11 protein-coding genes are annotated in these 14,349 nt (G+C 32.8%); all 11 read right to left on the reverse strand.

Features of this window, described 5'->3' with window-relative positions; all coding sequences use genetic code 11:
* Positions 1-8: 8 nt before the first annotated feature.
* The 11 genes from I6U48_RS06560 to I6U48_RS06610 all read right to left on the reverse strand — a co-directional run bounded on the left by I6U48_RS06560 (position 9) and on the right by I6U48_RS06610 (position 14,148).
* A complete protein-coding gene (locus tag I6U48_RS06560; RefSeq protein ID WP_218319614.1) occupies positions 9-2,027 on the reverse strand; it encodes a methyl-accepting chemotaxis protein in 2,019 nt (672 codons plus the stop codon).
* A 336-nt stretch (positions 2,028-2,363) separates the two neighbouring features.
* Complete coding sequence (locus tag I6U48_RS06565; RefSeq protein WP_218319615.1) at positions 2,364-3,338, reverse strand: 2-keto-3-deoxygluconate permease; 975 nt, start codon at positions 3,336-3,338, stop codon at positions 2,364-2,366.
* Positions 3,339-3,466: 128 nt separating this feature from the next.
* Complete coding sequence (locus I6U48_RS06570) at positions 3,467-4,699, reverse strand: CaiB/BaiF CoA transferase family protein (RefSeq protein WP_218319616.1); 1,233 nt, start codon at positions 4,697-4,699, stop codon at positions 3,467-3,469.
* An 82-nt stretch (positions 4,700-4,781) separates the two neighbouring features.
* Positions 4,782-5,963: an electron transfer flavoprotein subunit alpha gene (locus I6U48_RS06575; protein ID WP_218319617.1), complete on the reverse strand. Its 1,182-nt coding sequence runs from the start codon at positions 5,961-5,963 to the stop codon at positions 4,782-4,784.
* 18 nt (positions 5,964-5,981) lie between these two features.
* Positions 5,982-6,767, reverse strand: coding sequence for an electron transfer flavoprotein subunit beta (gene etfB, locus I6U48_RS06580; RefSeq protein ID WP_218319618.1), 786 nt, complete (start codon positions 6,765-6,767; stop codon positions 5,982-5,984).
* Between the two features lie 17 nt (positions 6,768-6,784).
* Positions 6,785-7,924, reverse strand: a complete 1,140-nt coding sequence (locus tag I6U48_RS06585) for an acyl-CoA dehydrogenase family protein (protein WP_218319619.1) — start codon at positions 7,922-7,924, stop codon at positions 6,785-6,787.
* Positions 7,921-9,519 (reverse strand): class I adenylate-forming enzyme family protein, encoded by a 1,599-nt coding sequence (locus tag I6U48_RS06590; RefSeq protein ID WP_218319620.1) that lies wholly within the window; start codon positions 9,517-9,519, stop codon positions 7,921-7,923. The genes I6U48_RS06585 and I6U48_RS06590 overlap by 4 nt, the downstream gene beginning before the upstream one ends.
* Before the next feature lie 113 nt (positions 9,520-9,632).
* Positions 9,633-10,757 (reverse strand): 2-hydroxyacyl-CoA dehydratase subunit D, encoded by a 1,125-nt coding sequence (locus tag I6U48_RS06595; RefSeq protein WP_218319621.1) that lies wholly within the window; start codon positions 10,755-10,757, stop codon positions 9,633-9,635.
* A 1-nt stretch (position 10,758) separates the two neighbouring features.
* Positions 10,759-11,994, reverse strand: coding sequence for a 2-hydroxyacyl-CoA dehydratase subunit D (locus tag I6U48_RS06600; protein ID WP_218319622.1), 1,236 nt, complete (start codon positions 11,992-11,994; stop codon positions 10,759-10,761).
* A 222-nt stretch (positions 11,995-12,216) separates the two neighbouring features.
* Positions 12,217-12,990, reverse strand: coding sequence for an acyl-CoA dehydratase activase (locus I6U48_RS06605; RefSeq protein ID WP_218319623.1), 774 nt, complete (start codon positions 12,988-12,990; stop codon positions 12,217-12,219).
* A gap of 459 nt (positions 12,991-13,449) precedes the next feature.
* A complete protein-coding gene (locus tag I6U48_RS06610) occupies positions 13,450-14,148 on the reverse strand; it encodes a GntR family transcriptional regulator (protein WP_218319624.1) in 699 nt (232 codons plus the stop codon).
* Positions 14,149-14,349: the final 201 nt, after the last annotated feature.

The raw sequence follows: 14,349 nt of genomic DNA on the forward strand, positions 1-14,349 counted from the left end.
TACAATAATTATATTTTAAATTGTGATACAATTTTTTGCAATTTATCAGCATATTCAATGCTTTCTTTTGATTTATTTTCTATTTCTTTTGTTAGTGAAACTGTATTTAGAGTTTTTTCAGCTATATTACTAACACCTTGAGCACTTTCATTAATTGTTACAGCCACTTCATCAGTTGCCTTACTAATAATATTAATTGTTGCTTCAAGCTCTTGAGATGCGTCACTTACTGCAGACATCATTTTAGTTATTAAAGCTGCATCCTGATTATATTGCTCACTAACTTCTATAAACTTTTTGTAGTCTTCAGATATATCTGTATCAAGAAATTTAAGTACTTGTTCAGAGCTATTTGTCATGTTATTAACCGCTGAAGTAACTCTTGATAATATTTTTTGAATATCCTCTGCTGTTTTTGAAGATATTTCAGCCAGTTTTCTAATTTCATCAGCTACCACTGCAAAGCCTTTTCCAGCTTCTCCAGCTCTTGCCGCTTCAATAGCCGCATTTAAAGCTAACAAATTTGTTTGACCGGTAATATCTAAAATATCCTCTGCTAAAAGATTAATCTGCATAATTGACTTAAGCTCCTCGACCCCTTGTTCTAATTTTTCTTTTACTTTAGAATGTATAATTTTAGAATTTTTATCTGACTCTAAAGTATCTTTTTTCATTATAATCGCTCTTTCAATAATTTGAGATGATAAAATTGAACCTTCTTTACCTCTCTTGACAATTGAAACTACATTACCTTTTACATCTTCAATTGAAGATGTAATTTCTTCAGCAGATGCAGCAGTTTCTTCCATAGCAGCAGACAATTGCTGGGTTATAGCAGAATTATTGCTGGAGTTGACATATACTTTTTCGGAGATACCTTCAACCTCTAAGGAATTGTCGTTTATATCTTTTGAAGATTTTTGTAATAAATCAACCATTTCTCTCAATACTTTTCTCATATTGACTATACTGTGACACATAATTCCAGTTTCGTCCTTATACTTTAAAAGCCATCCAAAAGATTCATCATGTTTAAGATCAAGCTTTGAGGTTTTATCAATCAAATCAGTAACTCCAATAATTGGCAAGGAAATTTTTTTTGCAATAAAAAATCCTGTTACGGAAGCTATTACAATTATAGCTAAGCCTATTAATAGCACAAACAGACTCATTTGCTTTATTGGAGCCTGTATTTCATTGACATCACCATTAATCACCAATATCCAGTTAGTTTTAGGAATAACAGAGTAAGCAGCAATCATTTTTTGTTTTCCCGATGAATAGTTAACCAAAGATTCAGAAACCTTTTCTCCTTTCTGTATTCTATCAACTACATCCTTTATCTCTTTAATATCAACCTGCTTTCCTATTAGGTCGGTCTTAGGATGATAAAGAAGATTTCCTTTTGTGTCAACAAGATATGCATAGCTTGATTTTGTTTCATTAAGCTTCATATCTTTAAGGTAAATTGTCATACTTTCACAAGTTATAGGTGTACCTACAATCCCTTTCAGCTGGTTATTACTGTCAATAATAGGACGCGTAATTACCATAATTTTTTTACCTGTAGCTATTGAATCTCGAGTCTCACTTATTTGAACTTTTTTAGTAGATATTGTATCTTTTATATACTGCCCTGATGAAAGATCTTTGCCTATAGTAGACTTATTAGGATTTGCAATTATAACCCCCTTTTCATTACAAATATATATACCATCAAGATTTTTTTTATCAGACATATGCTGTTCTAATATCTTGTTAACTATTTCAACTTTTGTCTGGTCACCTTGATTTGCCAATAAATCCAACACATCTCTATTTGATGTTAAATAATTTGCAACAGCTATTTCTCTTTCAATCATTTGAGAAATAGTGTTATTTTCCTTTTTGACCGATTGAAGCCCTGATATTTTTGTTTGAGCTAAAATAATATTGCTTGATTGTATATATGTAAAAATTCCTGTTGAAAGAATTGATAATACAATCAAGAATACTATAGTAATGGTAATTTTTTGCCTTATTTTCATAATACTCCTCCTCTTATGTATTACAAATGTGCTTGAAAACATAGTTTTTAAAAAATGTAGAGAGGACTATATGTATTTATTAGTCCCCTCTATCAGCTTTCCATATTAAAAAATAAATATGGCATACTATTCCTTAACGTGTTATATAAAGTTTACTAAACATATATACACGAAAGATGAACAGTATGCCAAATAATATCCTCTCTGCATCTGTATGATTTTTAATTATGTATGCTTTTTTATATTTAGAAGGGAAAGGTAATCAGAGAAAATGATGCAGTATAGAATATAATAAACTGTTTCATTAAATCGCTTTTAGAAATATACCTTTAATTATTAATTTTCACCCTTTTCTTTAGTTTCACTAGCTGTTTTTCCAGATCCCCATAATTTAACAGCAAGATTTGTTAACAAAGGAGTTGTAATTGCAGTTATTACCGCTGAAGCAGCTATAGCTGTAGTTGCAGCTGGCACTTGATGTGCTAAGCTTGGAGTTACCTGTGCTATAATTGCTGGAACTGCTACAGCACTACCACCTGATGAACAATTTGCAACTGCTGCATAACCAGGACGTCTAAGTATGAACTTATCAGCAGGTACTAAGAATAGTAATGATAAAATAATAACTAATACCGCTAAGATAATACCTGTAGCTCCACCTTTAAATATGCTTAAAATATTTAATCCAGCTCCAAGACAAAATCCTATGAATGGAAGTGTGAAACCAATACCAGGGGCTAAAAATTTTCTTATATCATTATCAAGATTGCCAAGTACAAAACCTATAAGCATGGTACCTATTGATGCAATTAAAGCAATTGGGTTAAAGGCTGCAGCTCCTGCTGCTCCCAAACCGATTAAAGTGAAGAAAGGACCAGTTGTAAGTCCCAATAAGGATTGAGCACCAGTATCATATTCATCTCCAATGGAAGGCATAAGACCAAGAAATATACCAGAGTTAATACTTGTAACAGCTGCCATAAGCATTAGAGGTGTAATACCCAAGAAACCGTTTACCCCAAACATTTTTGTCACTATATAAGCTGGAACAAATCCTGCGAAGAATTTCGCAGCAGCTAGTACCGCGCCACGCTTTAATGATTCTACAACACCTCTAGGATTTATTTGTGCACCTACACACATTAAGTTACAACCTATAAATGTCATAGTACCTGCGGATGACATAACTGCGGAAGTAATTCCACCAATTTTTAGTGCTTGAGGAAAAACTGTATTTATTATTGCGGCAATAAATAAAGGGATAACAATCAATCCTCCTGGAACCTTTTGAACTCTTTTTAAAATTTGCATGTACAATTCCCTCCTTATAAATATAGATACATCATAACAACTTTATTTTTATTATGATGTATCTTTGTTGTAAATTTCTACTTAGTTAAGAAGTATCCATAATTGAATAAAAGTTCTATTGGATTCTCTTAATATTCCATGATGTATAACGTTTTATTGTCAATTAGCTTATTAACATCTTCATCTGTGTATCCAATTTCCTTTAAAATTTCTCTACCTTGTTCACCAATCATTGGACCACGCTCATAAGCTCTTGCTCCCATTTCAGAAAAGTTTACTGGTAGTTGAACTAACGTTCTTTCATTACCATTACCATATTTCATAGTATAGAAGCATTCATTTGCCCATGCCTGCTTATCTTCTAGAATTTCTTCCCAAGTTTGCGCAACACCAAAAGGAACATCTGCTTCTGTTAATCTTTCTTTGATTTCAGCCACAGTTAAAGTTTTCATAGTTGCCATTATGTTATCATAAAGTTCATGAGCTAGTCCCGCTCTTAACATATTTTCTTGTGGGAAATATTTGTCACAATCAACTAAATCAGTTCTGCCAATAGCAGCCATAAATTTAGGATAGTATGCATTGAAAGAAGGCATACATGTCTGTACATATCTTCCATCTTTTGATTCCCATGCAGCATTAAGTGTATTATCCATTTCACGAACATCAATAGGATATTTAACGCCTATATCTTTGTATTGTGCTGCTTGAACCATTATTCCCATATTGAAAACTGCAGTTTGGAATAAGCTTGTAGTAACTTTTTCTCCTTTTCCTGTAGTCTTAGCTTGATATAATGCAGCTAAAATACCTGCTACAAGGTTCATACCTACGTTGTGATCTCCTAAACCAGCAATACCATTGAAAGGTTTAGTACCCTTTTGACGCATTGAGTCAAAATAACCACCTCTTGCAAAGAACGCAGTAAAATCAAATCCAGGTAAATCCTTATCAGGACCAAATTCTCCATATCCTGTACACATTGCATAAACTAAGCTTGGATATTCTTTCTTTAAGTCTTCATAACTTAGTCCTGCACGTTCTAATGCTTGAGGTCTCCAGTTTGTAATTAAAATATCAGCTGTTTTTAATAATTTAAAGAAAGCTTCTTTACCTTCTGGAGTTTTCATATTTAAAGAAATACAACGTTTATTTGCATTTTCTAAGTCCCATGTAGTATTTTCGCGTATATCTTGAGGTCTTCCTTCATTTGGTGCTGTATAACGGATAGGATCACCTTTTTCACTTTCTATCTTTATAACATCTGCACCTAAATCTGCTAGAAAACGTCCTGATGTGGCAGCAGCTATAAATGTTGCCAATTCAATAACTTTTACTCCAGCTAATGGTTTATTACTCATAATCAATTCCCCCTAAATTATTTTAAAAAAGATTTTATTAAAATTAATTAATTAACATATTAAAGATCTAAATTATATTCTATTACTTCTTTAGCTCTTCTATAATTGCAGGAATCACTTCATATAAATCACCGACAATACCATAGTCAGCAACTTCAAAAATAGGAGCACTTTCATTTTTATTGATAGCAACTATATAATCAGAACTTTGCATACCTGCTAAATGTTGAATAGCACCAGAAATACCACAAGCAAAATATATTTTAGGTTTTACTGTTGTACCTGTTTGTCCTACTTGATAAGAATGATCAATCCATCCAGCATCTACACATGCTCTTGATGCAGCAATAGTTCCACCTAGTTTATCTGCTAAGCTTTTTAATAATTCAAAGCCTTCAGCTTTTCCAAGGCCCATACCACCTGCAACAATAATTTCTGCATCTGTTAATGAAACCATTTCTCCTGATTTTTTCACGATTTCAAGAACTTTTGTTCTGATATCTCCTATTTTAAACTCTACATCTAGTTTTATAAGTTCACCAGTACGTCCTTCTTCATAAACAGCCTTATCCATTACCCCAGGTCTTACTGTAGACATCTGTGGTCTATTATTAGGACAAACAATAGTAGCCATAAGATTTCCACCAAAGGCAGGTCTTGTCTGTTTAATCTTCTTGTCTTCAGGATCAATTTCTAATTTAGTACAATCAGCTGTTAAGCCAGTATTACATTTTACTGCAAGACATGGACCTAAATCACGGCCTATATGAGTAGCTCCTAATAATACTATTTCAGGCTTATATGTGGAAATTGCTTCAAATATTACTTTTGTATAAGAATCTGTACGATATTTTTCTAATTCTGAATGGTCAGCTACATAAACTTTGTCAGCACCATAAGCAAATAATTCATTTGCTAATCCAGCTACGTTATTTCCGCATAAAACTGCGCAAAGTTCAGTTCCAATTTCTTTTGCTAACTTTTTACCTTCGCCAAGTAATTCTATTGATACAGACATGATTTTTCCTTCACGTTGTTCAGCGAATACCCAAACACCTTTATATGCACTTAAATCAACTACTGCTTTTTCTTCTTCTTCTTTTTCAATTGCATCAAATGGACATTCTTTTACACAAACGCCACATCCAGTACAAGTACTTCCAATAACAGCAATCTTATTTTCCATAGTTATTGCACTAAAAGGACAGCTTTTTACACATTTAGTACAACCTTTGCATTTATCCTTTAAAACATTTACAGCCATTTTAATTAACCGTCCTTTCTATATTACATGCTTTTCTTCTAATCTAGAAACAAGACCAGATGCCATTTCTTTAACAGAGCCCTTTAACATTTCACCTTTTCCTTTTGGTGGTGGAGTAAATGAACGGAATACCTGTGTTGGTGATGCTTTTAATCCGCAATCTTTAGGATCTAATGCTACATCTTCATGATTCCACATAGGAATTTCTTTTTTGTAAGCATCAACAATTCCATAAATACTCATGTATCTTGGCTCGTTTAATTCTTTTACAGCAGTTAAAAGACATGGCATTTGTACTTCAAGTACTTCATATCCATCTTCCATCTGTCTTTGAACAACTACTTTGTCATCTTTAAGTTGTATATCTTGTACATAAGTCACTACTGGTAATCCTAATCTTTGAGCCACTTGTGGTCCAACTTGAGCAGTATCGCCATCAATAGCTTGTCTTCCAGCTAAAATAATATCTACATCACCAATCTTTTTTATACCAGCTGCGATAGTTGTAGAGGTTGCACAAGTATCAGCTCCACCAAAGGCTCTATCACTTAATAAATATGCTTCATCAGCACCCATAGCAAGACATTCTCTTAACATAACATTTGCTTGTGGTGGTCCCATAGTTAAAACAACTACTTTTGCTTCAGGATTGCTATCCTTTATAGCTAGTGCCGCTTCTAATGCATTAGCATCATCAGGATTTAAAATACTAGGAACTCCATCTCTTATTAATGTACCTTTTACAGGATCAATTTTTACTTCGTTTGTATCAGGTACTTGTTTTACACATACTAAAATCTTCATAATTATAATTCTCCTTCCTACTTCTTTAACAAGTGACCAGCAATTACCATCTGCTGTACTTGTGAAGTTCCTTCATAAATAGTAAATACTCTACAGTCTCTATATAAACGTTCTACTTTATATTCCTTCATGAATCCATAACCACCATGAATTTGAACAGCTTTAGCACAAATTTCATTACAAGCCTCTGCTGCATAATATTTAGCCATTGATGCTGCCATTGATGCATTTTGGTTTGTATCTTTTAAATAAGCAGCATCATAAACTAGTTCTTTTGCAGCCTTCAATTTAGTTGCCATATCTGCAATCATAAAGCTTATAGCTTGGAAATCTCCAAGTCTTCTTCCAAATTGTTTTCTTTCCTTAACATATTTAATAGCTTCATCTAAAGCTGCTTGTGCTACACCTATAGATTGAGCTGCTACTCCGATACGTCCTGTATCAAGAGTTTTCATAGCATTTATAAAACCTTGATTTATTTCTCCTAAAACATTGCTTTTGTGTACTCTAACATTTTCCATAATAATGTCACTGGTTGCACATCCAATAACACCCATCTTGTTTTCAGCTTTACCACAAGATACTCCTTCTTGTTTCATATCAATGATAAAAGCAGAAATACCTTTTGTTCCTTTGCTCATATCAGTTTTTGCATAAACTACAGAATAATCAGCAAAAGGTGCCATTGTAATAAAAGTTTTACGCCCATTTAATATGTAATAATCTCCATCTTGTACTGCTGTTGAAGTCATTCCACCAGCATCAGATCCTGCTCCTGGTTCTGTTAATCCAAAGGCAAGTATCTTTTCTCCTTTTACAACTGGTTTTAAATATTTTTCTTTTTGCTCATCAGTTCCTGATAATAATAATGGTCCCCCTGAAAGAGAGTTAGGTGAAGAAACATATATACTAGCAACTGCACTAGCTCTTGCAATCTCTTCCATTACAATTACATATGAACGAGTATCAGCACCTGCGCCTCCTAGTTCTCTTGGAATTTTTATTCCAAAAAATCCTGCCTTAGCCATCTTGTCAAGGATTTCCTTCGGAAAAACCTCTGTTTCTTCAACTTTGTCTAAAATATCTGATGTTAATTCTTTTTCTGCAAAATCTCTTGCCAATTTTCTGATTAACTCATGCTGTTCTGTTAAAATCATAAACTTTCCTCCTTATTTATTCTCAATCGAATTTCTTCTTTTAATTGTTGCATATTGATTTTTCCATTAGAGTTTAATGGAAACTTTTTATATGTAAAGATAAACTTAGGAACTTTATAATTAGCTAAATATTTTTTCAAGTGCTCTTCTAAAGCTTCTATCTGAAACTTTTCATCACTGCTAATAACACAAGCTGCTATTTCTTCCTGAACAATAGGTGCTGGTACTCCAAACACCTTTGTTTGAAGAATACTTGGATATTTCATAATAACATCTTCGATTTCTCTTGGTGAAATATTTTCACCAGAACGTATTATAATTTCCTGTTTCCTGCCTGTTATATAAAGATTTCCTTCGTTATCAATATATCCAATGTCATCTGTATGAAGCCATCCATCTTCGCTAATCTTCTTGCTATTTTCTTTGGGGCGTTTATAATATCCCTGCATTACATTGTAGCCTTTAATAACTATTTCACCGACTTCATAAGGTTGCAGTTCATTTTCATACTCTTTACTAATAATTTTGAGTTCTACATTAGGAATCACTTTTCCAACAGATGCACATTTAACATCTATAGAATCATCATAATTATTAAAAGTAATAGAAGGTGATGCTTCCGTCTGTCCATAAGATTGCTGAAGCTTCTCAAAACCAAGTTCTTTCTGTATCTTTAGATAGTCCTCTCTAAAAACTGTAGAGCCAGCAATTATTCCCGATTTTAGAGATGATAAATCATAATTTTTTCTTTCTGGATTGCCAAGTAGAGCTAAAAACATTGTTGGAACTCCATTTAGAACAGTTATTTTGTATTTATCAATACATTTTAGAACATAAGAGGTTCTAACTTCTGGCAATAAATGAATACAAAAGCCTTTACTCAGGCTGGCGAAAAAACCAACACTTAATCCAAAGCAGTGGAATAGAGGTAATGCTATGCACATTCTGTCTTCTTTTGTCCATCTCATTTGTTGCGCAGCTTCTCCAGCCACATTCATGAGTTGGTAATGAGTAAGCATTACTCCCTTAGGCATAGATGTAGTTCCAGATGTAAATACCATGCTTGCATTATGATGAGGGGAAACTTTATGCTTTATTTGTTTTAAACGCTCTATGTTGGCATCGGTTAACTTATTTGTTTCATTGCTTTTTCCCCATTGATCAAATCTACCTTTTTCTATAGATACATACTCCTTTACCCTTCCTATGCTCTTTTCCTTTAAACTGCTAATAATATTCTTACTGTTTCTTTCTGTATGACATTCTCCATAACATACATACTCTGTTTCTGAATATTCAAGAATTTTAACTAATTCATCTTCTTTATAACTTGGGTTAATCAATATAGAAATAGCCCCAATTTTAGCCAATGCTAGGTAAGTAATTATCCAGTTAATGTTGTTCTTGCTCCAAATAGCAACATGACTATTATGTTCAATCCCATAGTCTAGAAGCTCTATAGCAAACTTATTAGAGAAATCATCTAATTCTCTCCAGGTGTAAAATACATCTTCATATTCAACTGCCTTTTCCTCTGCCATAGTTTTCAACCTATCACATAAAACTTGCCCTATTGTTAAATCTTTCAATTCCATAACATTAACCCTTCCTTATTTTACTAACTAAGATGAATAGTATTCTTACCTATGACTACAGATATTTTTATGTTAGCTTTATCTGTGTCTTTTTATATATGCTCTTTTGATTATTAACCTATCATTTCTGCAAAAGTTTGAAGTATTGTTTGAGCTTGTCCATAGTTAACCATTTGTCTGTCAACTTCAACTAAAGTACTTGGAATTTCTGCTGCATCAAGAGCTCTTTTTACAAATACATAGTCAAATTCTTCTGGATCACAGAACTTTGTCATAAAGATAGCTACCCCTTTTGCACCTGTACGTTTTGCTAACTCTACTATATAATCAGCTCTTTTTTTCTCCACATCATATAGTACAGAACAGTTATCCATCTCAGAAAACTTTTCGCTTAAAGCATCTAGTGGTGATAAATTAAGTTTAGCATCTACTCTATATTGACGTGATTCATGGGCAATTTCATCGCCAACAATTTGGAAATTACTGTCATCTATAATCTTTAAAAGATTTTTGTTATCAGCTAAAATTCCAGAGGTAATAATTTTTATTTTTTTGTTTTCTTCTGATTTAGTTTCTTCAAGTACATTTATTAACTCATCTAATAACTTTGTATGTTCTTCTTTTGCCATAAAATATGCACTCTTAAATATGTCACTTCTTTGTGAAGCTGTTATTTGAGGATAGCCTATTAATAGATTGCTAATTTTTCTCATTGCAGCATTATGTTCATTGTATATTTCAATAGATTTTTTTAATGCTTCTTCTGAGAATACTGCTCCAGTCGCTGCTTCAAGGTCTTTAATAACTCTTTCATATCCAGCTTTTGTGAAACTTTTTCCATTTTCATTAGCTCTGTTTTGAGGATAAGTCATTGGAATAAATGGAATATCTTTTACAGCACTCTTCCAATTTTGTCCAAGAGTCTTTAATGAATCACAAAGAGATGGGATTACAATTGCAGAAACTCCATTATATACGCCTTTAATTCCAAGCTCTAAAATAGATTGCATAATACTACATATAAAAGCTGGAAAATATTGCTTTGCTTCTTTTATTTCCACATCTGCTCCCCATACTCCCATAGGAACAAAACCCATAGAATGTATGATTTCCTCTGGTGTGTACACAGGTGCACATGCAACTACTTTTTTACCACTTTCAAGATAAGCTTTAAGCTGCTTGTCTGGATTCGCAGCAATATCGCTAAATTTTATTAAAACTTCATTCAATGCAGCCATTTTATTTACCTCCCTTATTTGCTTCCATAATCTCAGTCAAGCCTTGCACACGAGTTTCATATTGTGCTTCTGAGAAATTACGTGGATCAGCTTGGTCACCATCAAAGGATACAACAGGAATATCACATTGTTCTCCAATTTGACGACTCATTTCATACATAAATCCACTCCAAAGCTTACAAGATCTGTTTGTATGTACTAATAAACCTTCTGCCTTAGTATCCTTAGCTATTTTCACTCTCTTATCACGAGCATGCTCTAAATTTATAGCATTAGGAACATTGCAGTATGCTCTAATAAGACCATCAAGATCATCATATATAAAACCAAAGGCATCTGCATAAATTGTCGCTACCATGTTTATACCCCTAGATTTTAGTCCAGTGAATGTAGCACGAAGATGTGGCCAGCAAGCTATTCCTTCAAACATTATTCTATGTTTTTGCTCTCCACGATAAGTACTTGTTCCTTCTTCAACTGCCTTTTTATACTCTTGTACTAAAGTCTCAAAAGCTTCTGCTGCTTCTACAGTTCCTCTAGCACACACTGCTACTGCCATATGATTTAATAAATCAAAACCATTTAATGGTGAAGGTTCATATTTTGTATAGCCTGTAGCTTCAAGCCATGCTTTAGAGGTACGGCTTGAAATTGCCATAATTTCTTTAAACTTTTCTTCATCCCACTTTTTACCTGTTATTTCCTCTAATTGCTTAATTGCAGCTAAGAATTGTCCTTTAACATAAGCAACTTCAGCATCTGATACTTCATAATCAGGATTAAAAGGAACATCAATCATAATAAGTGGTATATTTAATTCTTTTGCAATGTTTTCATACCATTTAGTCATACAACTACAGATATTGTTACAACATAATAAGAAATCTGGTTGAGGCATGTTTTGCTCTGGAGCATCCTTTATTTTCATGTATGCTAAGCTTATTCTTGCATAAGCACAAATATCATTAGAATATCCATCAGCTTCTGATATAGAACATAATTTTTCTCCTGCTCCTCTAGCTGCAATTGCTGCTGCTTGATTTTCAGGATAACAAACTTTAATTCCTAAAGTTTGAAAAATTTCTTGTGGGAAATTACTAGAGCACCATGCAATCTTTTCTCCTCTATCTTTTGCCTCCTGCACTTCTTTGTAATGTTTTACAACGATTTCATTCAACTTATAAGCAGCTGAATTTGGATCTAAAACACGTTTTGCTTTTTTCTTTTCTTCCCCCATTTTAAAGGCCTCCTTCTTTTATTGATTTTTTAGTTGCCTGTGGAATCCACAGGCATTGACTTTAATAGTTTTTAGCTATTAGGTTTTTATATTTTCCTCCGCTATGGAATAATAAATCATAGTGGAGGGGAATGAACAATTTTGTTATATTCTTTCCTCAATTTTTTCAATAGTATTGATAAAATTATCTATATCTTCTGTTCTTTAAATCTGCACTAATCTTTAATTAGCCTTATTATAAGCGGCTAGTGCTGCACCAAGTGCACCCATTAACTGTGCTGAAGGTGAATAAAAAATCTCTATTCCCAATTCTTCTGCTAGTGCATTTCTAACTCCACCATTTTGTGCTACACCACCACTCATGCAAACCTTTTCCTTAATTCCAACACGCTTAGCAAGAGAAGCAACCCTGCTTGCTACAGAACTGCAAATTCCAGCCACTAAATTATCTATTTGTACACCCGCTGCAAGCTGAGATATTACCTCTGATTCTGCAAATACTGTACAGGTATTGGAAATCTTAACTGGGTTTGTGGCCTCTGCTGCCTTAATTTCCAAATCATTAATATCTAACTGTAAAATTCCAGCCATAACATCTAGAAATCTTCCTGTACCTGCTGCACATTTATCATTCATTAAAAAGTTAACCATGTTGCCTTTTTCATTTAAACTTAGTACTTTTGCATCCTGCCCACCAATATCAATAATTGTTCTCACATCAGGAAACATGTGCTTTACTCCTAAGGCATGACAACTTAATTCACTGATTTCAGCATTGGCATTGTCATATGTAGACCTTCCATATCCGGTTACTACTACATAGCTCAAATCCTCTTCCTTTAATCCGGCATTTTTCAATACTTCTTCTCTCGCCTTGCTTGGTCCCTCTGTTCCTGTTCCCGCAATAACAATGGAAGAAGTCATTATATCTTTTCCATCTTTTAAAATGACGCACTTTGATGTTGTTGAACCTATATCAATACCTAATGTATACATAATCAACAATTCTCCGTTTCTTTTAAAATAAATTTCGTAAATCGGCTATGATTGTTTTGTTTGTTAGTATTCTTGTATACAAGTTGGAATAGAAAATATTTGTTTGACATTTGTCAAACATTTATAACTTGTAATCTTAGTATTCTTGTATACAAGTTCTATAATTAAATATTATCATACTACTTTTTTTTTGTCAAACGTTTTTTATTCTTTAATTTTTTCTTCTTATGCAACAAAATCCACTCTATCTTAATACGTTTTTTGCAGAAAACTCAAAACATAGTTCTATATTTATTACCTCCCTACTGTTAACAGAAATTTTTCTTAGATTAAACATATAAGCCTAATATACATGTAATATTTCTAACATGTGTATTAGGCTTATATAAAATTCCATTTAATTTTTCATATTTTATAACTTTTATCAACTATATTTATAATATTTTACAAAACAACACATTATTTTGTAAAATATTGTGGATATTTTTCCTTTGCTATGGTAGCAGCTTTAGAAATAGTCTCTAGGTGGTTTTGCATAGCAGCCTGTGCTTTATTCAGGCTATTCTCTTTAATCCCATTTGTAACAGCTCTATGTTCATCTATCAATTGATGCAGTCTACCCTCAATAGCCGCCACATCTAAATTGCGCCATCTAGAAATATGAAGCATAGGGTTTTTCAAAATTTCTACTAGCCGATAACGTTTTACGCTATCAATCATAATTTTATGAAACACAGAATCCAACTTTTGGAATTCTTTATCATAAACATCTTTTTTCTTACATTTTTCCTGTAATGCTAAATTTTTTTCTAACTCTTCTACTAGCATTATACGACTGTTTTCTTCAATTCTCGTGAATATCTCGTATAATACTTCTTTTTCTACTGCAGTACGCAATATGAGCAAATCTTCTATATAATTCAAATCAATTAAACTAACATAAGTTCCTCTCTGTGGATATACGGTCAGTAACTCCATCTGACTCAATCGAGTAAATACAGTTCGAATTATAGACCGAGAAACTTTATATTCCTCGCACATTTGATTTTCACTAATTTTCATTCCTGGTTCTAGATCTAACTTTAATATTCTATTGCGAATATCACGATATACTTCTTCTACGCTAAGTGGTTGATAGTTGCTTGAAATATAATCCATACTGGTCTCCTTTTTTAATGCTTTAGTCACTTAATTCCTAATTATTCTAGTATTATTAGTATACCATAACTTCAATTTAATGCAAAGAAAGAACTTAATACAAGCATTTGGATTTTAATTTTTTTGATACAAAATAATAATATTATTAAATTTCATAATACTCTCTATAAACACAAATAGAGTTAAATCACTCAACTCTAT

The organism is Clostridium thailandense, from assembly GCF_019207025.1.
Lineage (GTDB): Bacteria > Bacillota > Clostridia > Clostridiales > Clostridiaceae > Clostridium_AM > Clostridium_AM thailandense.

Excerpts from the sequence above, each read along its gene's own strand:
- I6U48_RS06560 (WP_218319614.1), bottom strand. The coding sequence starts at position 2,027 with ATGAAAATAAGGCAAAAAATTACCATTACTATAGTATTCTTGATTGTA.
- I6U48_RS06565 (WP_218319615.1), bottom strand. The coding sequence starts at position 3,338 with ATGCAAATTTTAAAAAGAGTTCAAAAGGTTCCAGGAGGATTGATTGTT.
- I6U48_RS06570 (WP_218319616.1), bottom strand. The coding sequence starts at position 4,699 with ATGAGTAATAAACCATTAGCTGGAGTAAAAGTTATTGAATTGGCAACA.
- I6U48_RS06575 (WP_218319617.1), bottom strand. The coding sequence starts at position 5,963 with ATGGCTGTAAATGTTTTAAAGGATAAATGCAAAGGTTGTACTAAATGT.
- etfB (WP_218319618.1), bottom strand. The coding sequence starts at position 6,767 with ATGAAGATTTTAGTATGTGTAAAACAAGTACCTGATACAAACGAAGTA.
- I6U48_RS06585 (WP_218319619.1), bottom strand. The coding sequence starts at position 7,924 with ATGATTTTAACAGAACAGCATGAGTTAATCAGAAAATTGGCAAGAGAT.
- I6U48_RS06590 (WP_218319620.1), bottom strand. The coding sequence starts at position 9,519 with ATGGAATTGAAAGATTTAACAATAGGGCAAGTTTTATGTGATAGGTTG.
- I6U48_RS06595 (WP_218319621.1), bottom strand. The coding sequence starts at position 10,757 with ATGGCTGCATTGAATGAAGTTTTAATAAAATTTAGCGATATTGCTGCG.
- I6U48_RS06600 (WP_218319622.1), bottom strand. The coding sequence starts at position 11,994 with ATGGGGGAAGAAAAGAAAAAAGCAAAACGTGTTTTAGATCCAAATTCA.
- I6U48_RS06605 (WP_218319623.1), bottom strand. The coding sequence starts at position 12,990 with ATGTATACATTAGGTATTGATATAGGTTCAACAACATCAAAGTGCGTC.
- I6U48_RS06610 (WP_218319624.1), bottom strand. The coding sequence starts at position 14,148 with ATGGATTATATTTCAAGCAACTATCAACCACTTAGCGTAGAAGAAGTA.